The organism is Streptomyces sp. TSRI0281 (assembly GCF_001905125.1).
Taxonomy (GTDB): domain Bacteria; phylum Actinomycetota; class Actinomycetes; order Streptomycetales; family Streptomycetaceae; genus Streptomyces.
The window spans coordinates 1-20,455 of the sequence record NZ_LWLE01000001.1; the positions used below are offsets into that span (position 1 = coordinate 1).

Below are 20,455 nucleotides of genomic sequence, written 5' to 3' on the forward strand. Positions count from 1 at the left end.
GGGGTTCGTGGGTGTGGGGTTCGTGGGTGTGGGGTGCGTGGGTGTGGGGTGCGTGGGTGTGGGGTGCGTGGGTGTGGGGTGCGTGGGTGTGGGGTGCGCCGGGTTCAGCGCCAGCGTGTGCGCCGCTGGGGGCGGGCCGGTGGGCACGGCCGTGGGGGGAGCGGGCTCGCGGATCGTTCCGGCGGCCGCGTCCGCCAGCATCCTGTCCAGTTCCTCGACGCCGGGGCGGGCGGGGATGTCCCTGGTCAGCAGGGCCTTCAGGACGGGGGTGAGGGCACCGGCCCGTACCGGCGGCGGCACCTCCTCGTCCAGCACGGCCGCCAGCGTGGCGAGTGTGGTGGCCTTGCGCAGCGGATGACGGCCCTCCACGGCGACGTACAGCATCATGCCGAGCGACCAGAGGTCCGAGGACGGGTCGCCCTCGGTGCCCCGGATGCGTTCGGGCGCGATGTAGTCGGGTGAGCCGATGAGGGCACCGGTCATCGTCAGGCTGGTGGACTCGCGGATCGCGGCGATGCCGAAGTCGGTGAGGACCGGGCGGCCGTCGGCGCGGAGCAGGACGTTGGCGGGCTTGACGTCGCGGTGGTGGATGCCCGCCGCGTGGGCGGCGCGCAGCGCGGAGAGGATGCCCCGGCCGAGCTCGGCGGCCTCGGCCGGTTCCATCGGGCCCCGGGCCAGCCGCTCGTGGAGGGAGGCACCGGGCACCAGCTCCATGACGATCCATGGGTAGCCGTCCTCGCCGGGGTCGACGATGTGGTGGACGGTGACCACGTTGGGGTGGTCCAGGCGGGCGAGCGCGCGGGCCTCGCGCAGCACCCGGGCGCGCAGGGTGCGGGCCGCCTCCGGGTCGTACTCCTCCAGGGCGGGGTCCGGGGGCCGGACCTCCTTGAGGGCGACATCGCGGTGCAGCGCCAGATCGTGGGCGCGCCAGACCATTCCCATGCCGCCGCTGCCGAGCCGCTCCACCAGCGTGAAGCGGCCGTCGATCACCCGTCCCGAGGGGGCCTCTGCGCTCATGGGCCGTAGCGTACGGGGGCGGTGGGACAGCGGTCGTCCGGGGCCGGGTCAGCTGCCCACGACGACCCCGTGTCCTATGGGGACGATCTCCAGAGGACGTTCCCATGGGGATGTTCCGATGGGGCGTCCTTGCGGGGCGTTCCCTGCGGGGTGTTCAGGCCGAAGCGCGCTTTCGGGGCGAGGACCGCTCCGTCTTCTTCGTGGTGCTTCGGCTGCTGGACGCCGTCTTCTTCGCAGCGGTGCTCTTCGCCGCCGTCTTCTTCGCCGCGGTCTTCTTCGTCGGCGACTGCGCGGATGTCTTCTTGGCCGTTGCCGTGGACTTCTTCGCGCCGGTCGCCTTGGGGGCGGACTTCTTGGCGGTGGAGGCCGTGCCACCGCCCGAGCGGGTCACCGTCTTGCCGGTCGGGGTCCGGTGCGTCGTCTTCTGCGTCGTCTTCTGTGCCTTCTTCTGTGCCGTCTTCCTTGCCGGTTTCCGGAGGGGATGGACCTCGGCCACCTCTCCCCCGGTCTCCTCCCCGTCCCCCTCCTCGCCGCGGGACTTCTTCGCCGCGCGGACGCTGTTCTCCAGGGCCGCGATCAGGTCGATGACCTTGCCGCCGCCGGAGTCCGCCGCCGCGGCCGGCTCCGTCGCCTCGCCGGATGCCTTGGCGGCGATCAGCTCCTCGACGGCCTCGCGGTAGTCGTCGTGGAGGGTGTCCATGTCGACCTCGCCGAGGGTGTCCATCAGGGCGTCCGCCAGGTCGAGTTCGGCGTCGCGGACCGTCACGTCGGTCTCCGGGGCCACGCCCTCGGGGGCGCGGATCTCGTCCGGCCACAGCAGTCCGTGCATCGCGATGACGTCGTCGACCACGCGCAGCATGCCGAGCCGCTCGCGCCCGCGCAGCGCGTACTTGGCGACGGCGACCTTCCGGCTGCGCTTCAGCGCCTCGCGCAGCAGGGTGTACGGCTTGGCGGCCGGGACGCCGTTGGCGGAGAGGTAGTACGCCGCGTCCATCTGGAGCGGGTCGATCTCGTCGGCGGGCACGAAGGCGACGATCTCGATCGTCCTGGCCGTGGGCAGCGGGAGGGAGGCCAGGTCGTCATCGGTGATCGGGATCATCGTGCCGTCGGCGTCCTCGTACGCCTTGCCGATCTCGGCGGTGGTCACCTCCTGCTCGTCCAGTTCGCACACCTTGCGGTACCGGATCCGGCCACCGTCGGCGAGGTGGATCTGCCGGAAGGAGATCGAGTGGTTCTCGGTGGCGTTCACCAGCTTGATCGGAATGCTGACGAGCCCGAAGGAGATCGCGCCGTTCCATATGGACCTCACCGTTCACCCCTTTTGCCGGTAATAACCTCTTGGGTCGTCTTTCATGTGATTCTTATCGTATGACGCCCATCACGGAGGTGGAGGGGCGGCGCCTGGCGCTCAGCAATCTCGACAAGGTGCTGTACCCGGCCACCGGGACCACCAAGGGTGAGGTGCTGCACTACTACGCGGCCACAGTGGCGGGGGCGCTGCTCGCCCATCTGTACGACCGGCCCGTGTCCTTCCTGCGCTATCCGGACGGCCCCGACGGCCAGCGTTTCTTCACCAAGAATCCGCCGCCCGGTACGCCCGGCTGGGTGCGTACGGCCGCCGTGCCCCGCCACGAGGGCGAGCATGCCCGGCAGGTGCTCGTCCAGGATCTGCCCTCGCTGGTGTGGGCGGCGAACCTGGTGGTGGAATTCCACACTCCGCAGTGGCGGGCGGACGCGCCCGGGATGGCCGACCGGCTGGTGTTCGACCTGGACCCCGGCGCTCCCGCGAGCGTCGTGGAGTGCTGCGCGGTGGCGCTCCGGCTGCGCGAGCGGCTGGCCGCCGACGGACTCCTCGCGTACGGGAAGACGTCCGGGTCCAAGGGACTGCATCTGCTCGTGCCGCTGGAGCCCACCCCTTCCGGCCAGGTGTCCGCGTACGCGAAGGGGCTGGCCGTGGAGGCGGCGAACGCCCTGCCGGAGCTGGTCGTGCACCGGATGACCCGGGCCCTGCGGCCGGGGAAGGTCTTTGTCGACTTCAGTCAGAACGCCGCCGCGAAGACGACCGCCACCCCCTACACTCTGCGGGCCAGAACGGAACCCACCGTCTCCGCACCCGTCACCTGGGAGGAGATCGAGGGCTGCCGGGCACCCGGTGAGCTGGTGTTCCTGGCCGGTGACATGGCGGCGCGGCTGGAACGGTACGGGGATCTGCTCGCCCCGTTGATCAACCCGAACCGGGCGCGGCCGCTGCCCGTGGATCATTAGCACGGGGCCGGCCGGGGCGGGAACGGGCAGGCGGGACGCTGTGCGGCGGCGGTCGCGCCCCGTGCCGCCCGGCGTTCCGGCCATGAAGTGGTCATGACCTGGTCATGGCACGAGGAAAGGCCGCAAGTGGTGGGTGGATTGTCCGGGCCGTGGTGCACACTCTGCCCAGACGCTTCTTCGGAGCGTGCCGGAAGGGTGTGCCGGAAGACTGTGCGCCACTTCCGGGCGCTGCCGTAATCGTGGGGAGGGCATGGCGTGTTCGCGGGGATCGACGAGGTCGACTGGGCTTCGATGGAGCATGCCTACGGACCGGCCGACGATGTGCCCGGTCTCCTGCGGGGGCTCGCCTCCGCGGATCCGGCGGTGCGCGAGAGCGCGCTCGACGGGATGTACGGGGCGGTTCACCACCAGGGCGATGTCTACGCCTGCACACTCGCGTGCATCCCGTTCCTGTTCGAACTGGCCGTGGATCCGGGCGTACAGGACCGGGGCAGTGTGGTCGAGCTGCTCACCAGCATCGGCGGGTTCGATCTGGACGAGGACGACGAGGACGAGATCGATGAGGACGAGATCGAGGGCGCCGCGAACTACGCCATGGCGGCGGCCGCGGTCACCGCGGGGGCGGGGGTGTTCTTCGAGCTGATCGCCGACGAGGACCCCGGGGTGCGGCTCGCGGCCCCGCTGGCCCTCGCCACCCTGCACCGGCACCCGGTGCGGGTACTCGCGCTGCTGCGGGAGCGGCTGCCGGTGGAGGCGGACGAGGAGGTACGGCTGGCGCTCGTCGAAGCGGCCGGGCGGGTCGCCCTCCGGCACCGCCCGCTGGCCGGCCGGGTGGCGGAATGGCTGAGCCTCCTGGCGGCTCAGGCGTACGCGCCGGGGCTGCGCCTGGCCGCCCTGGCCCAGCTGGCGCGCTGCGCCCCGGACGTCCTGCCCGGCGATGTCGTGCCGGTGGTCTCCGGGCTCCTGGGCGAGCTGCGCTCCACGACCGGCACGCCCCCGGAAGCGAGGGTGGAGGCGGAGGCGCATACGGGCGCGGAAGCCGGTACGGATACGGGCGCGGGCGTGGTCACGGGCCCGCCCCCGGGAGCGGGCCCGTCGCCGGACCCGGGCCTGTCGCCGGATGCGGGTCTGTCGCCGGATACGGAGTCCGAGGCCGCATCGGACGCCGAGCCGGACGCGGAGCCCTGTACCGGCGGGAAGACCCCCGTCGTGGAGCAGGCGCCGCCGACCCTCGTCGGACAGTTTCGCGCGCTGTCCGCCGAGGAGTACGTCGGCCGCAGCGCCCCGTGGACCGCCGACCTGCTCCGCACCCTGCACGTCGGGCTCGACGACCGGGTGAACGACCGGACCGCCCTGCTCACCGACCAGCTGCGCAGCCCCGACCGCTGGCAGCGCATCGACGCGGTGCGGATGAGCGGCGGGCTGATCCGCGCCTGGCGCGGCTCGTACGACGGTCTCGTCCGGCTGGTCGGGGAGCAGCTCGCGGACCCCGAGCCCCGGCTGGCCGACGCCGCCTCGCACGTTCTCGAAGAGCTGTTCGGCCTGGCGGCCCCCGCCGCGGACGCCCTGGCGGCTCGGCTGGCCGCCGACCCCGGCGGCTGGGTCAAGGAGTGGGCCAGCGGTCCTCCCGGCCTCGGCTCCACCGTGAAGGCGCTGGCCCGGCTCGGCGACGCCCGTGCGGTGCCCGCGCTGGCGGCGGCGCTGGAGCAGCCCGAGGTGCCGCACGACGTGGGGTACGCCATCGGCCACCTCGGTGCCGCCGCCGCGCCGCTCGCACAGGCGCTGCGGCGCAGGCTCGGCGAGGTCGGCCTCGACGAGGGGGCCTACGACCGGGCGAGCCCGCTGCTGTCCGGGCTGACCGGGCTGCGGGCGGGCGAGGCGGCGCCCGAGGTGCTGCGGGTGCTGCGCGGGGCGCCCGAGTACCGGGGCGAGTGGCTGCGTACGGCGGCGTTGCGGGCGCTCGGTTCGTTCGGGCCCGCGGCGCGCTGTGCCGTGCCGGAGCTGCGGGCCCTGATCCGGCGGCCGGGGACCGTGGCGGCCACGGAGGCGGCCGACGCGCTCTGGGCGGTCGCCGGGGACGCCGACGCCGTGCTGCCCGTGCTGATCGAGGGCCTCCGGACGGAGCATGTGCACGACCGGCGGACGGCGGCGGCGGCGCTGGGCAGGCTCGGGCCGCACGCGCTGGTGGTCGCGCCCCGGCTGCGGGCGCTCCTGGAGCACGAAGAGCTGTGGCTGCGGGTGGACGCCGCGATCGCGCTCTGGGAGGTGTCGGGGCGGACCGAGGAGACCGTTCCGGTGCTCCTCGCCGCCTGGGAGAAGAACCGGCATGTCCGAGTCCGGGTGGCGGAATGCCTGGCGCGGATGGGTCCCGCTGGTGCAGGCTCGGGAGCAGCGCATGTGCTGCGCGCCGAGCTCGTCTCCGTACGCCGCCACAACGCCATGGACGGCGGATACGGCAGCCATGACACGTACGAGGACGAGAGGCTCCTGGCACTGTGCCGGCAGGCGCTTCACGGGAAGACGGGGAGAGGGACCAGAGCATGATCATTTTTGGTACGCGGGGCTATCTGTACCAGTTGGCCATCCTGACGATGGTGTGCGGCTGGTGCGGCAATCCGGCCGCGCACACGCTGCGCAAGCGGGTCACAAAGTTCACGCTGTTCTTCGTGCCGCTGTTCCCGTTCTCGACGAAGTTCGCGACGCAGTGCACCTTCTGCGGCGGGGAGCAGCAGATCCCGAAGGAGCAGGCCGACGCCCTGCTCGCCCAGCACCACGCCGGGCAGGACGGCAACCCGTACGGCCAGGCGCAGCAGCAGCCCGGTTACGCGCCGCCCGGACAGAACCCGTACCAGCGCTGACGTGGGACCGGGGGCCGCGACGCCACAGGGCCGCGTTCGCCCGGACCACCCCGCACAGCTATCGCCATATCGCTGCATAACATCATGAAATAGGCATTGCGCGTCCCTTTCCGTCTAGGGTGTAGGCCCTGTCGTCGAAGAGGAGGCCGCGCCGTGCGTCCGCACCACGTTCCGACGCCGGCCCGCGCCGCCGCGGCCGTCGGCGCCGCGCTGGCGCTGCTCTGCGGCTGCGGCGCCGCCGGGGGGCTGGAGAGCGCCGGGCGCACGCCGTCCGCCGTCGAACCCTCCCTGCTCTGGCCGGATCTGCCCGCCGCCTCGGCCGCCCCGTACGACTACGGGGAGGGCGAGACCGCCCGTATCCCCGGCATCCGGGTCCCGGACGGCAAGGTGCGCGCGCTGGACCCGGTGGCCGTGGTGCGGGCGGGACTGAAGGCCCACCCCGACCGGGACAGCGGCACCGACGAGCTCCCGCAGGAGACCGTCCGGCGGCTGAACACATGCGGCGGACAAGCCCGCACCTGCCCGGTCCTCGCTCCGTATTTCCGCGATCTGACCGGTGACGGGAAGGACGAACTCGTCCTGGGCATCACGCTGCCCGACCGCCAGCTCGCCGTACGGGTCTACATGGCCGACCGGGGCGGGCTGATCCGGATCATGTCCACCGCGGACGCGGTGATCAGCGTGCAGCTGGCGGGCCGCGACCTGATCATGCGGTCGCCTTCGGCAATCACCGGCTACGAGTACCGCACGGCCTGGACCTGGGACGACCAGCAGCACGCGATGCTGCCCACCAGGGACGAGATCCTGCGCATGCCCCGGCAGCGGAACCCGGCCCCCACCCCTACCACCTCACCGTCCCCCTCCGTCTCCCCGGCCGCCTCCGACGCCGTCTCCCCGGCCGCCTCCGACGCCGCGCCGGGGCAGCGATGAAGAGGCGCGGGCTTCGCACACCCTCCTGGACCGCGACCCTCACCTGGAAGTCCGCGGTCTTCCTCACCCTGATGTGCTGCACGCTCGCCGCCCTGCTGGGCGTCCTGGTGCACACCGCCGTGACCCGGCAGACGGTCGGCCACGCCCGCGAGAAGGCCCTGGACCGGCTGGAGGAGGTCACCAGGGCGTACGAGGCCGGCGAACCGCTCCCCCAGGGCTCGGGGGTCGATCCGGCGGGCCTGCCCGCGTCGCTGCGCTCCCTGGCCGTGGGTGGCGAGCAGGGCACGGTGGTCACCGACGACGCGGGCCACCCGGCGATGTGGGCGGCGGGTCCGGCCGACGGCCGCGCGCTCGCCACCTGGATCGACTACAGCCAGAGCGCCCGCACGATCAGCGGCCTCGACCGGGCGATCGTCGGCTCCTCGCTGCTGGCCATCGCCGCCACGCTCCTGGTCGGCCTGTTCGCCGTCAGCCGGGTGACCCGGCGGCTGCACCAGAGCGCCCGGGTGGCGCGCCGGATCAGCGCGGGCGACCTCGACGCCCGGGTCCACGACCCCCGTACCGCACGCCCGGCGCGGGCCCAGGACGAGGTGGCGATCGTCGCCGGCGCCCTGGACACCATGGCCTCCACGCTCCAGCACAAGCTGCAGACCGAGCAGCGGTTCACCGCCGATGTGGCGCACGAACTGCGCACCCCGCTGACCGGGCTGTCGGCCGCCGCCGAACTGCTGCCGCCCGGCCGCCCCGCCGAACTGGTCCAGGACCGGGTCCGGGCGATGCGGGCGCTGACCGAGGACCTGCTGGAGATCTCCCGGCTCGACGCCCGTACCGAACAGATCGATCCCGCCGTGCACGAACTGGGGCCGGTCGCCGAGCGGGTGGTCCGGGTCTCCGGTACGGACACCGAGGTACGGATCACCCGCTCGGCCCGGGTCGAGACGGACCGGCGGCGGCTGGAGCGGGTGATCGGCAACCTGGTCGCCAACGCCCACCGGCACGGCCGCCCGCCGGTGGTGCTGAGCGTCGAAGGCCCCGTGGTGACCGTGCGCGATCACGGGGCGGGGTTCCCGGCGTACCTGCTCGACGGCGGGCCGCAGCGGTTCCGTACGGACGGCAGCGGGAAGGGCCACGGGCTCGGCCTGACCATCGCCGTGGGCCAGGCACGGGTGATCGGGGCGGAGCTGGTCTTCGCCGACGCGGCGGACGGCGGGGCGGTGGCGCGACTGACGCTGCCGGAGTACGTGCCGCCCGACGACGACCCGGCTCCGGAATCCCCCGGCCCCCCGCCGGCCCCCTGAAGCCGACGGGGCGTCCGGGCCGGGGGCGTGGCCCCCGGCCATCCGGGCCCTGGGCGTGGCTCCCGGCCCTCTGCCGCATTGCGGACGCGCTGCGACATAAGGGAAATACCGCACGCCTCTTGCTACGTTGCGTGGCATGACCCCATCGACGGCGGACGCTCCCCCGCCCGAGCTACGCCTGCCCAAGCGGCGCGGGGTGGAGCTCTGTCTTCTCATCGGGGCCGTCCTCATCTCCGTCTACGGCTACGCGAACGTCGGCCTCGCCAGGAACGGAGCCGTGCCGCCCGATGTCGCCGGTTACGGCGCGGGGCTCGGTCTGCTCGCGCTCCTGGCCCATCTCGCGGTCCGCTTCCGCGCCCCGTACGCCGATCCGCTGCTGCTGCCGATCGCCGTCCTGCTCAACGGCCTGGGCCTGGTGCTGATCTACCGGCTCGACCTGGAGACCCCGAAGGACCAGGCCGCGCCCACCCAACTGGTCTGGTCCACGCTCGGGGTCGCGCTGTTCATCGCCGTCGTGGTCCTCCTGCGCGACCACCGGGTGCTCCAGCGCTACGCGTATCTCGCGGTCGCCACCGCGCTGGCGCTGATGATCGTGCCGATCTTCTTCCCCGCCGTGAACGGGGCCAAGATCTGGATCAGGATCGGCGGACTCTCCTTCCAGCCGGGCGAGTTCGCCAAGATCCTGCTCGCGGTGTTCTTCGCCGCGTACCTGGCCGCGAACCGCAACGCGCTGGCGTACACCGGCCGCCGGATCTGGAAACTCCAGCTGCCCACCGGCCGGGTGCTCGGCCCCATCGTGGCGATCTGGCTGCTCAGCGTCGGCGTCCTGGTCCTGGAGCGCGACCTCGGCACCTCGCTCCTCTTCTTCGGACTCTTCGTCATCATGCTGTACGTGGCGACCGGCCGCACCGGCTGGATCGCCGTCGGACTGCTGCTCGCCGCGGTCGGCGCCTTCGTCGTCGGCTCGTTCGAACCGCATGTGCACAGCCGGGTGCAGGACTGGCTCGACCCGTTCGCCTCGATCGACGCAGGGCAGGGGCCGAGCCAGCTCGCCCAGTCGCTGTTCGCGTTCGCGGCGGGCGGCATGCTCGGTACCGGACTCGGCCTCGGCCACTCCGTCCTCATCGGCTTCGCCGCCAAGTCCGACTTCATCCTGGCGACTGCGGGCGAGGAACTGGGCCTGTCCGGGCTGACCGCGGTGTTCCTGCTGTACGCGCTGCTCGTCGCCCGCGGCTACCGGGCCGGACTCGCGCTGCGGGACCCGTTCGGGCGGCTGCTGTCCATCGGCCTCGCCTCGATCCTGGCCCTTCAGGTCTTCGTGATCGCGGGCGGGGTGATGGGACTGATCCCGCTGACCGGCATGGCCATGCCGTTCCTCGCCCAGGGTGGTTCGTCCGTCGTCACCAACTGGATCATCGTCGCGCTGCTGATCCGGGTCAGCGATGTGGCCCGCAGACCCCATCCCGACCAGGTGGAGACCGGCGTCATCGCCCCGGTCCTGGAGGACGAACGGTGATCCGCTACATCCGGCGGGCCGCCGCCTTCTGTCTGCTGCTGCTCGTGGCGCTGCTGCTGAACGCCGCCCGCGTCCAGCTCTTCGAGGCGGACGAACTGGACGACAACCCCGCCAACCGCCGTAACACCATCGACCGTTACGACGAGCCTCGCGGCAACATCCTGGTCGGCGGCAAGTCCGTCACCGGCTCCAAGGACACCGGTGAACAACTCGCGTACGAACGCACCTATCTGCACGGCCCCCTGTACGCACCGGTCACCGGCTACGCCTCGCAGACGTACGGCACCACGCTCATCGAGAACGCCGAGGACGGCATCCTGTCCGGCACCGACTCGCTGCTCGCCCCCTTCCCCCTGTGGAACGACATCACCCGCGGCCGGCAGCCGGGCGGCGACGTCGTCACCACCGTCAAGGACGCGATGCAGCGCGCCGCGTACGAGGGGCTGAGCGGACGCCGGGGGGCGGTCGCCGCCGTGGAACCCTCGACCGGCCGGATCCTGGCACTGGTCTCGACCCCCTCGTACGACCCCGAGCGGCTGTCCGGCACCGGTTCCTCGGTCACCGACGCCTGGGCCCGGCTCAACGCGGCCAAGAGCCGGCCGATGCTCAACCGGGCCATCCGGCAGACCTATCCGCCGGGTTCCACCTTCAAGATCGTGACGGCCGCCGCGGCGCTGGACGCCCGGGTGGTGACCGATCCGGACGCCGACACGGACACCCCGTCGCCCTATGTCCTGCCCGGCACCACGACCACGCTGCCCAACGAGGCGAGCGGCTGCGCCAAGGCGTCGCTGGCCGAGGCGATCCGGGTCTCCTGCAACACCGTCATGGCGCACCTCGGCGTCGAGGTGGGGCTCGACGGAATGGTGGAGGCGGTGGGCAGGTTCGGCTTCAACGACAGCGGCCTGCGGATTCCGTCCGGGGTGGCGAAGAGCAACTTCGACACGGACATGAGCGACGACCAGCTGGCGCTGTCCTCGATCGGGCAGTTCGACACGACCGCGACGCCCCTCCAGATGGCGATGGTCGCCGCCGCGGTGGCGAACGGCGGCGACCTCAGATATCCGCATCTCGTGGACCGTACGACCACCCATGACGGCGACACCGTCCAGCAGCAGGGTTCCCGCTCGTACCACCAGGCCATGAGCCCGTCGACGGCGATGCGGTTGCAGCGGATGATGGTCGACGTGGTGGAGGACGGCACCGGGTCGAACGCCGCGATCGACGGGGTGAAGGTCGGCGGCAAGACCGGTACCGCCCAGCACGGCATCGACAACTCCGGTACGCCGTACGCCTGGTTCATCTCCTGGGCGCAGAACCCGGACTCCGGAAGGCCCGCGGTCGCCGTCGCGGTGGTCGTCGAGGACGCCTCCGCCGACCGGGCGGACATCAGCGGCGGCGGCAGCGCGGCGCCGATCGCACGGGCCGTGATGGAGGCAGCGCTCGACGAGTGAACGGGCGACGGGCGATCGGTTGAGCGGCCGGGCGGCTGGCGATCGGGCGGGTGAGCGGCTGGCGATCGGGGGGGGCGGCCGGGGAGCGGGCGGGCCGATCCGAAAGCCGCTCGACTGCTCGGGGCGCGGGCCGGGAGACTGGCGTCATGACGCGGGTATCGGCGGTGGCGCGGGCGCTGGAGCGGATCGACCGGCTGGACCCGCGGCTGTGCGCGTTCACCGAGGTGTGGCACGAGGCGGCGCTCGCCCGTGAACCAGAGGCCCGGCTGCTCCCCCTGGCCGGGCTGCCGTTCGCGGTGAAGGGGCCGGCCGGTATCCGCTCGTACGCGGCCCGCCGGCTGATCGCGGCGGGCGGTGTCCCGGTCGGCGCGACGTCCGTTCCGGGCCCCGGCACGGTCTGGCAGACCTGGGGACAGGGCAGGCACGGCCGTACGGTCAATCCCTGGCGGGCCGACCGCACCCCGGGCGGCTCCTCCGCGGGTTCGGCGGTCGCGGTCGCGGCGGACCTGGTGGAGCTGGCGACCGGAAGCGACGGGGCGGGATCGATACGCATCCCGGCGGCCTGGTGCGGCGTGTTCGGGCTGAAGACGACGAACGGACTCCTCCCCTCACCGGACCGTTCGGGGCTCGCGGCGGCCGGGGTGATCGCCCGGTCGGCGGCCGGAGCGGAGCGGTACGTGCGCCATGTACTCGACGACTACGCGCCGCCCGCGGCCCCCGCGCCGCCGCTGCCCGCCGTGTACAGCCCGGACCTCGGGTACGCGGACGTGGACCCGGAGGTCGAGGCTGTGGTGCGGGGCGCGGTGGAGCGGCTGGTCGCGGCCGGGGCCGTCACGCTGCTGGACGGGGACTGCGCCCTGCTCGACCCGGCGGCGGCGTGGATCGCGATACGCGGCGGTGGGCCGGACCAGGACGGCGCCCGGTCCGTGCGGGGCGAGAACGACCGCAGGCTCGATGCCCTGTTCGCCCGTACGCCGTTGCTGCTGACCCCGACCACACCGAACCGGCCGCACGGGCACGAGGGTCCGGGCGACACCTATTCCACGGCGCTGACCTGGGCGTTCAATCTGAGTGGCCATCCGGCGGCGACCCTGCCCGCCGGGTTCACCCGGGACGGCTGCCCGGTGGGGCTCCAGCTGGTGGCCGGGCGCGGGGAGGATGTCTCGCTGCTCGGAACGGCCCGCGCGGTGGAAAACGTCCTGCCTACTGGGCGGCCATGACGCATCAGGATGAACCCGTACGCATACCCGGCCACGAACTGGCCCAGGTGAACATCTCCCGGCTCAGGTTTCCGCTGGACTCGGCCGAGTTCGGGGACTTCGTCGACGCCCTCGACCCGGTGAACGCCGTGGCGGACCGGGCCGAGGGCTTCGTCTGGCGCCTGCAGTCCGACACCGGCAACGCCACCGACGTGGCCGTGCTCGGCGACGACTGGCTGATCATCAACATGTCCGTGTGGCGGGACGCCGACGCACTGACCGGATTCATGTACGCGGGACGGCACCGCGAACTGATGGCCCGCCGCCGTGAGTGGTTCGAGCACGTCCAGGAGTCGATGACCGCGCTGTGGTGGGTCCCGGAAGGCCGGCGCCCCACGGTCGCGGATGCCGAGAAGCGCCTGCTCCACCTGCGTGAACACGGCCCCACCGCATGGGCGTTCACGCTGCGGACGCGCTTCCCGGCACCGGCGGGCGGAGCGGGCTGACCCACCGGCCCGACGCCCCACGGGCTTAACAGCCCGCCGACCCGACGGACCGGCGACGGGCCGACGGGCCGACCGACCGGCGACGGGCCGACCGACCGGCGGGCGACCTGACGGCCGGTCCCCGCCGCCGCGCCGCCTGATCAGCCGAGCGGCTTGCGCGTCTCCTCGCGGACCTTGGCGGCCTCCGCGGCGGACGCCTTCAGATCGATGGACTTGGCGTCCTTCAGCACGTTCTCGGGTCGGATGACCGCGACCATCGCCGCGGTGTTGCCGTCACCCCAGGCGCACATCGGGATGTTGGCGATGCCGCCGCTGTCCTTCGACTGCACGATCTGGCACTCGATCGTGATGTCGTACCCGTCGGGGGTGAACTTCTTGGCGGGTACGACGAGGGTCGCGCCCTCGGCCTCCGCGGCCCCCTCCATGATCTTGCCGCGCATGAAGTCCGGGCTGGCGAGCCGCCCGTACATCCCGGAGAGCACGAGGGCGCCCTGCTTGGCCGAGGTGTACTGCGCCATGACCGCCTTCCCGTCCCGGACGCTGGGGTCGGGCGTGTCCTCGATCTCCTTGCCCTCGGTCTCCGACATGTCCTGGGCCAGGGTGAATTCCTCGTCCAGCACCTTCTTGGGCACGACGAGCTTGTACTCGGCCTCGGGGAACACCGCGTCGGCGCCCTTGTCGACCAGCTGGGAGACGCCGAAGGCGATCCCGCCGGCGACGACCACCGCACCGGCCACGATCCCGATGACCAGTCCGGTGCGCTTCTTGCGCGGCGGCTGTGGTCCCTGCGGCGGCCAGCCGGGTATCCCGGGCTGCCCGCCGCCGGGTATGCCCGGCTGACCCCATCCGCCCTGCTGGGGCGGGGGCGGGGGCGTCTGCGGGTAGCCGTAGGGCTGTTGCTGTTGCGGGTAGGACCCCGGGGCGGCCGGCTGGCCGTACGGATTCTGCTGAGGCTGGGGCGGCCCGTACGGGCCCGGCGGCGGCGGAGGCGGCGTGGTCATGCGCTCAAGTTACGTCACGTTTGCGAACGGAATTTCGACCAGGGTCATATCGGTATCAGGTCGAGAGAATCCCGAGGCCGGACCGGCGCCAGCGGGCCGTACACCGCAGGAACCCGAGGAACCGGAGGAACCGGCCGGGCGCCCGAGGAGCCCGGCGCGCCCGGTTCGGCCGTCCGAACACCCCGGCGCGCCCGGCCGGTCACCGGATCACCCCGCCAGAACGCCGCCCTCCGCTATCGCGTCCGCGACCTCGGCGACCCTGGCCTGCTCCTCCACGGCGAAGCGGTCCCGGTCCAACTGCTCGGCGATCTCCTCGTCCTGGGCCATCAGGAGGTCCAGGCTGGAGTCGCCGAGTTCGAGGACGCCCATGTCGACGTACGCCTTCTGGAGCCTGGGGCCCCACAGTCCGATGTCCTTGACGCACGGGACTATCCGGCTGAACAGCAGCTTGCGGAAGAGCTGGAGGTACTCCGAGTGCTCGGAGAGGTCCTTGGCCTCCTGCTTGGCGATACCGAAGTTCTCCAGGACCTCGACGCCGCTGAGCCGGTCGCGCATGAGGTAGCAGCCCTCGATGACGAACTCTTCGCGCTCGCGCAGCTCGGCGTCGCTCAGCTGCTTGTAGTAGTCGCGCAGCGCCATCCGCCCGAAGGCCACGTGCCGGGCCTCGTCCTGCATGACGTACGCGAGGATCTGCTTGGGCAGCGCCTTGGTCGTGGTGTCGCGGATCATCCCGAACGCGGCGAGGGCCAGGCCCTCTATGAGGACCTGCATGCCGAGGTAGGGCATGTCCCAGCGGGAGTCGCGCAGCGTGTCGCCGAGCAGCCCCTGGAGGTTGTCGTTGACCGGGTAGAGCATCCCGATCTTCTCGTGCAGGAAGCGGCCGTATATCTCCGCGTGCCGCGCCTCGTCCATGGTCTGGGTCGCCGAGTAGAACTTGGCGTCCAGGTCGGGGACGGACTCGACGATCCGTGCCGCGCAGATCATGGCGCCCTGCTCACCGTGCAGGAACTGGCTGAACTGCCAGGACGTGTAGTGCTTGCGCAGCTCGCCGCGGTCCTTGTCGGTCATCTTCGCCCAGTGCGGGGTGCCGTACAGCGTGAGGGCCTCGTCCGGGGTGCCCAGCGGGTCGGCCGGGTCGACCTCGACGGACCAGTCGATGCGCTTGTTGCCGTCCCACTGCTTGTCCTTGCCCTTCTGGTAGAGAGCGAGAAGGCGTTGGCGGCCGTCGTCGTAGTCCCAGCTGAACCGGGCGGCCCCGGAGGCGGGCACCTGCCACAGTGGTTCTTCGGGGGCGGTGGTGTAGAGGTCGTGTGTCGACACGGACGGCTCCTTCGCCTCGCATGACTCGGTAAGTTCCTTGGCACCCACGCGCGTTGATCGTTTTCTGAGCACTTCCAGCGACTGCTTCCCTGGCAGGTTCACACGCTGGTAGACGCTGGGTCAACAAGTCGTGCGCAAGGGATTGACGACCTTGCTGACAGGCAGTCTCATAAGGGGTGACCGCCGGTAACCCACGTGTGAGGTGCCCCAGCCATGACGACAGTGACCGATCGCGATGTGCAGGCGCTCCGCGACGCACTCGGCCCGCTCCGCGACCGTGAGCAGGTGGCCGCGCGCCTGCTCGAATCCTCGGCCAAGCACTCCTTCGACCCCGAGACCGAACTCGACTGGGACTCCGCCGTCGAGGAGGGCAAGTGGTTCTGGCCGCCGGAGCTCGTCTCCCTCTACGACACCCCGCTGTGGGACCGGATGTCCGAGGAGCAGCGGATGGACCTGGCCCGGCACGAGTCGGCCGCGCTCGCCTCGCTCGGGATCTGGTTCGAGATCATCCTCATCCAGCTGCTGGTCCGGCACGTCTACGACAAGCCGGTGACCAGCAACCACGTCCGGTACGCGCTCACCGAGATCGCCGACGAGTGCCGGCACTCCATCATGTTCGGCCGCATGATCGACTGGGGCGGCGCCCCCACCTATCCGGTCCCACGGGTCTACCACAACCTGGCGCGGGTTCTGAAGACCGTGTCCACCACGCCCGGTTCGTTCGCCGCGACCCTGCTCGGCGAGGAGATCCTCGACTGGATGCAGCGGCTGACCTTCCCGGACGACCGGGTCCAGACACTGGTGCGCGGCGTGACCCGCATCCATGTCGTCGAGGAGGCCCGGCACGTCCGGTACGCCCGCGAGGAGCTGCGCCGCCAGATGGTGACCGCGCCGCGCTGGGAGCGGGAGCTCACCCGGGTCAGCTGCGGGGAGGCCGCGCGTGTCTTCTCCGTCTGCTTCGTCAATCCGCAGGTGTACGACAACGTCGGCCTGGACCGCCGTGAGGCCGTCGCCCAGGTGCGGGCGAGCGGCCACCGGAAGGAGGTCATGCAGTCGGGCGCGAAGCGGCTGACGGACTTCTTCGACGACATCGGCGTACTGAACGGGGTCGGCCGCCGGTTGTGGAAGCGCTCCGGCCTGCTGGCTTGAGCCCGCTCCCCGGCGCGGGGCGGCCCGTTAGGCTTCGGGCCATGACCTCCACCGCCGCAGCCCCGCCGCCGCCCCGTGCGTACCGCAGGCTCAGCGTCGAGGAGCGTCGCACCCAGCTCCTCGACGCGGCGCTCAGCCTCTTCGCGCACCGGGCTCCCGACGAGGTCTCGCTCGACGAGGTGGCGGTGGTCGCCGGTGTCTCCCGGCCCCTCGTCTACCGCTACTTCCCCGGCGGACGGCAGCAGTTGTACGAGGCGGCGCTGCGCTCCGCCGCGGACGAGCTGAAACTCTGCTTCACCGAGCCCGCGGTGGGTCCGCCCACCGAGCGGGTCGGCCGGGTCCTGGACCGCTACCTCGGCTTCGTCGACGAGCACGACGCCGGTTTCAGCGCCCTGCTCCAGGGCGGCAGCGTCGCCGAGACCTCCCGTACGACGGCGATCGTCGACGGCGTACGCCGGGCGGCGGCCGAACAGATACTGCTGCACCTCGGCCGGGGCACGGGCCCCGGCCCGCGTCCCGCCGGGCGGCGGCTGCACATGATGGTGCGCACCTGGATCGCCGCCGTCGAGGCGGCGTCCCTGATCTGGCTCGACGAGGAGAAGCAGCCCCCGGCTCCCGAGCTGCGCGGCTGGCTGGTCGACCATCTGATCGCCCTGCTCGCGGCGACCGCGGCGACGGACCCGGAGACCCGGTCCGCGGTGGCGGACCTGCTGGCCCTGGAGACCGCCGGAGGGCCGGCCGGACGGCTGGCGGCGCTGGTTCTCCCGGTCGTCGGCGAGGCGGCGCACCTGCTGCCCGACTCCGCTGCGTCAGACTGACCCGGTGAAAAGCGAGAACACCCCCTTCACCGGCGGCCCCCTGGACGGCAGGGTGCTGCCCGTCCTCCTCGGCCCGACCGGCCACCCGCCCAAGTGGTACGAGGTCCCGGTGCCGGACGCCGACGGCGGGCCGGCCACCGTGTACGCGTACCGGCGGGTTCCGGCCGGGTACTCGAAGCGGCTCGGGATCCAGCGCGGCTGGGTGTACGAGTACGCCCCCGACGGACGCGAGCCGCGCACCCTCAAGTGGCCCTGGACGAAGCCCGGGAGCGGCAGCTGAGCCTGTGGGGCGGAGCGGCGCGGGGCAGGCCCTAAGATCGACGGTCAGGTGCCGAGGGACGGTCACGAGGGGGGTGCGCCATGGAGGCGCTGCGTCAGGACGATCCACGCCATTTCGGCCGGTACACCGTGCTGGCCCGCTTCCGCGAGGGCGCCGCCGCCGTGCAGTACCTGGCGCGGGAGACCGGCGCGGACGAACGCGCCGTGATCACTGCGGCGCGGCCCGCCCTCGCCGAGGTACCGGCCTTCCGCCGCCGCTTCCGGTCGGAGGCCCGCACCGCCGCACGCCTGGCGGGCGGCTGGGTGACGCCGCCGCTCGACGTCCGGTGCACCCGTGACGAGGACACCGACAGTGCGGTGGAGGAGCCCGACAGCCTCTGGACGGCCACCGGCTACGTCCCCGCGCTGACCCTGTCCGAGGCGATCGGCCTCGCCGGACCGCTGCCCGAACGCGCGGTGCGGATACTGGGCGCGGGCATCGCCGAGATCCTCTCCCGGGTGCACGCGGGCGGTGCCGTACTCCAGGGGCTCGCTCCCGGCACGGTGCTGCTGGCCGAGGACGGACCCCGGCTCACCGCCTTCGGCCCGCTGGGCGCGGCGGCCTCCGCCGAGGCGAGGGGTGGACAGCTCTCGGTACGGCTGGGGTACCTGACACCCGAACAGGCCGAGGGCAGGGAAGCGGGCGCGCCCTCCGACCTCTTCGTGCTCGGGCTTCTGCTGGCGTACGCGGCCACCGGTACGACGCCGTTCACGGACGGCCCGCCCGAGGAGGCCGCCGACCGGATCGCGCACGCGGAGCCCGAACTGGGCGCCGTACCCGAAGGGTTGCGGGAACTGATCGCCGGGTGCCTCGCGAAGGATCCGGATCAGCGGCCGAGCGCCGGTTCGGTCGCCGCGGAACTGGCGCTGGAGGGAGCGGCGGGCCTCGCCAGGGGCGGCTGGCTCCCCGAACGGCTGTCGGCGGCGGTGGCGGACCAGGAGGCGCGGGTACGGGCGCTGGAGACGCCGGTCGAGGAGGCGGACGAGGCGGACGAGCCCGAGGACGCACCGGTCGACGCTCCGGTCGTGACAGCGGCCGAACCCGAGGACGCCGTCGTCGTCGCACGGGGTGCCGACGTGGTGTCCGTGCCTGCGGCCCCGTCCGGAGCCGTGGCCGGAGCCCCTTCCGGAGCCGTGGCCGGGCAGGAGGACCGGGGAACCACCCGCTTCCTCGGAACCGTGTCCGGCGCCCCGAGGACCGACCATCCGACGACCCAACTCGCCGTCCCCCGCGAGCTGACCGCCGCAGCCCCGGCCGCCGTACAGGCCCCTCCGGCCCTTCCGGCCCCGTCCCCCGCGGCGCCCTACCAGCACCACCAGGGCGGCCCCGCCCCGTACGCCGCCGCCGCTCTGCCGGGGGCCGCCGCACCGGCGGCCACCCCGATGGTGTCGCTCCCCCTGCCGCCCCCGGCGCCGGCCCCCGATCCCACCGCGAGCCGCCGGGCCCTGCTGATCACGGCGGGCGCCGCGGCCGCCGGGCTGATCGTCGGCGGTGGCGCCGTCGCCGTACTGGGGTCGGACGACAGCCCGTCCACCGACGACGACAAGCCCGCCCCGGACCGCCCCCGTACCCTTCCGGGGCAGGCCCCGGAGCCTCGGTGGACCTACGCGCACCCGGCCTCCGAGTCGACGCCGCTCACCACCGCCCTGTGGCAGGACAAGCTGCTGGTGCTGACCAGCGAGAGCCAGGCGACCGGCGTCGACCTGCGCACCGGGAAGCGCGTCTGGCAGCGCGCGGACGCCGCGAAGGGGCAGGCGGCCCTGGCGGCGGGCGAGAACCTCTGCTTCCTGGCGAGCCCGACCGAGTTCCTGTGGCTGTCGCCCGAGGACGGCGCGGTCGAGCACCGGGTGCGGTACATAGACCAGTTCACCGGCCTGCCGAATCTGACGGTGGGACGGATCACCGGGCTGTCCGGTTCCGTCATCTGGTTCACCGGCTCGCACACGGTCACGGTGAAGGCCCCGAAGCCGAAGAAGGGCAAGAAGCCGGGCAAGGACAAGCAGGTCGTCCAGGCGTACTTCTTCGCGTACGACATCGTGCGGCGCAAGGAGCTGTGGCGCACGGCCGTACCCGCGGGCCGGGCCCCGGGAACGCCCTCCTACCAGCTGGTCGCGGAGCGCTCCGCCGACCTTCTCGTACGTCAGGACGCGGCGACCCTCACACCCGCCGACGTCAGGACCGCCAAGGGGAAGGGCACCATCCGCTCCTTCGACCAGAAGACCGGCAAGCTGCTGTGGGCGAAGCAGTACGGCGCCGTCGCCCCGGGCGCGGGTGTGCTGGGCGACGAGGACGGTCGGCTGTACGGCGCGGTGGGCACGAACCTCCAGGCTTTCGAGGCGGACACCGCCAAGCCGGTGTGGGTCCTGAACGGTGGTACGGGTTCCGTGTACGGCACGCCCGTGGTCGCCGGGCCCCTGCTGCACACCACCAACCGCAGCCAGGAGGTCGGCGCGGTCCAGCGGGAGACCGGCCGGCTCGTGTGGCGGCGTTCGACGGAGGTCCCGCTCGGCGGCAACGCCCCCGCCATCACCCTCAGCGCCAGCGAGAAGACCCTGATCGCCGCCGACGCCTCCCAGGTCACCGTGTTCTCGGCGGCCGACGGACGGCGGCTGTGGAAGTTCCAGGACATCGGGGCGCAGGACCCCAAGGGGGCCACGGTCACCGCCCCGTACCGGGCCCTGACCGCCAAGAAGACCGTCGTGGTCCAGCGGGACCGGACGTTCTACTCCTTCCCCGTGGAGTGACGCCCCGCCGGCTGATCCCCCGGCACCGCCTTTCGGGGGATCCGTCGGCCGCCACGCCGCA

The 20,455-nt window shown here is 72.5% G+C and carries 17 protein-coding genes; 13 read left to right on the forward strand and 4 right to left on the reverse strand.

What is annotated here, in order from left to right:
- On the reverse strand, positions 1-1,017 hold a 1,017-nt coding region (locus A6A29_RS00005; RefSeq protein ID WP_241838271.1), incomplete at its 3' end, for a serine/threonine-protein kinase.
- 154 nt (positions 1,018-1,171) lie between these two features.
- Positions 1,172-2,326, reverse strand: coding sequence for a non-homologous end joining protein Ku (gene ku, locus A6A29_RS00010; protein ID WP_073717824.1), 1,155 nt, complete (start codon positions 2,324-2,326; stop codon positions 1,172-1,174).
- A 59-nt stretch (positions 2,327-2,385) separates the two neighbouring features.
- Here ku and ligD point away from each other — a divergent pair, with 59 nt between their 5' ends.
- From ligD to A6A29_RS00055, 9 genes are all read left to right on the forward strand, one after another.
- Complete coding sequence (ligD, locus tag A6A29_RS00015) at positions 2,386-3,282, forward strand: non-homologous end-joining DNA ligase (RefSeq protein ID WP_073717825.1); 897 nt, start codon at positions 2,386-2,388, stop codon at positions 3,280-3,282.
- A 255-nt stretch (positions 3,283-3,537) separates the two neighbouring features.
- Positions 3,538-5,826, forward strand: a complete 2,289-nt coding sequence (locus A6A29_RS00020; protein WP_073717826.1) for a HEAT repeat domain-containing protein — start codon at positions 3,538-3,540, stop codon at positions 5,824-5,826.
- Positions 5,823-6,140, forward strand: coding sequence for a zinc-ribbon domain-containing protein (locus A6A29_RS00025; RefSeq protein WP_073717827.1), 318 nt, complete (start codon positions 5,823-5,825; stop codon positions 6,138-6,140). The genes A6A29_RS00020 and A6A29_RS00025 overlap by 4 nt, the downstream gene beginning before the upstream one ends.
- Positions 6,141-6,293: 153 nt before the next feature.
- On the forward strand, positions 6,294-7,070 hold the full coding sequence (locus A6A29_RS00030) for a hypothetical protein (protein WP_073717828.1): 777 nt from the start codon (positions 6,294-6,296) through the stop codon (positions 7,068-7,070).
- The gene (locus A6A29_RS00035; RefSeq protein WP_073717829.1) at positions 7,067-8,368 is read left to right on the forward strand and encodes a sensor histidine kinase; all 1,302 of its coding nucleotides are present in this window, start codon (positions 7,067-7,069) and stop codon (positions 8,366-8,368) included. Before A6A29_RS00030 ends, A6A29_RS00035 begins: the two co-directional genes overlap by 4 nt.
- Positions 8,369-8,504: 136 nt before the next feature.
- Entirely contained in the window at positions 8,505-9,884 is a 1,380-nt protein-coding gene (locus A6A29_RS00040) for an FtsW/RodA/SpoVE family cell cycle protein (protein WP_073717830.1), read from the forward strand.
- Positions 9,881-11,338, forward strand: coding sequence for a penicillin-binding transpeptidase domain-containing protein (locus A6A29_RS00045; protein WP_073717831.1), 1,458 nt, complete (start codon positions 9,881-9,883; stop codon positions 11,336-11,338). The genes A6A29_RS00040 and A6A29_RS00045 overlap by 4 nt, the downstream gene beginning before the upstream one ends.
- A gap of 146 nt (positions 11,339-11,484) precedes the next feature.
- Positions 11,485-12,558 (forward strand): amidase family protein, encoded by a 1,074-nt coding sequence (locus tag A6A29_RS00050; RefSeq protein WP_073717832.1) that lies wholly within the window; start codon positions 11,485-11,487, stop codon positions 12,556-12,558.
- Positions 12,555-13,043: a DUF3291 domain-containing protein gene (locus A6A29_RS00055; RefSeq protein WP_073717833.1), complete on the forward strand. Its 489-nt coding sequence runs from the start codon at positions 12,555-12,557 to the stop codon at positions 13,041-13,043. Before A6A29_RS00050 ends, A6A29_RS00055 begins: the two co-directional genes overlap by 4 nt.
- A 140-nt stretch (positions 13,044-13,183) precedes the next feature.
- On the opposite strand, the gene A6A29_RS00060 is transcribed toward A6A29_RS00055, so the two are convergent.
- Both A6A29_RS00060 and A6A29_RS00065 read right to left on the reverse strand, forming a co-directional pair.
- Positions 13,184-14,044, reverse strand: coding sequence for a hypothetical protein (locus A6A29_RS00060; protein WP_073717834.1), 861 nt, complete (start codon positions 14,042-14,044; stop codon positions 13,184-13,186).
- A 207-nt stretch (positions 14,045-14,251) separates the two neighbouring features.
- On the reverse strand, positions 14,252-15,364 hold the full coding sequence (locus tag A6A29_RS00065; protein ID WP_073717835.1) for a ferritin-like domain-containing protein: 1,113 nt from the start codon (positions 15,362-15,364) through the stop codon (positions 14,252-14,254).
- A 213-nt stretch (positions 15,365-15,577) separates the two neighbouring features.
- On the opposite strand from A6A29_RS00065, the gene A6A29_RS00070 reads away from it, so the two are divergent.
- The 4 genes from A6A29_RS00070 (at position 15,578) to A6A29_RS00085 (ending at position 20,394) form a co-directional block, all read left to right on the forward strand.
- Positions 15,578-16,513 (forward strand): AurF N-oxygenase family protein, encoded by a 936-nt coding sequence (locus A6A29_RS00070; protein WP_073717836.1) that lies wholly within the window; start codon positions 15,578-15,580, stop codon positions 16,511-16,513.
- Positions 16,514-16,554: 41 nt separating this feature from the next.
- A complete protein-coding gene (locus A6A29_RS00075) occupies positions 16,555-17,331 on the forward strand; it encodes a TetR/AcrR family transcriptional regulator (protein WP_073717837.1) in 777 nt (258 codons plus the stop codon).
- Between the two features lie 4 nt (positions 17,332-17,335).
- Complete coding sequence (locus A6A29_RS00080) at positions 17,336-17,611, forward strand: hypothetical protein (RefSeq protein WP_073717838.1); 276 nt, start codon at positions 17,336-17,338, stop codon at positions 17,609-17,611.
- An 80-nt stretch (positions 17,612-17,691) separates the two neighbouring features.
- Positions 17,692-20,394, forward strand: coding sequence for an outer membrane protein assembly factor BamB family protein (locus A6A29_RS00085; protein WP_073717839.1), 2,703 nt, complete (start codon positions 17,692-17,694; stop codon positions 20,392-20,394).
- Positions 20,395-20,455 lie beyond the last annotated feature (61 nt).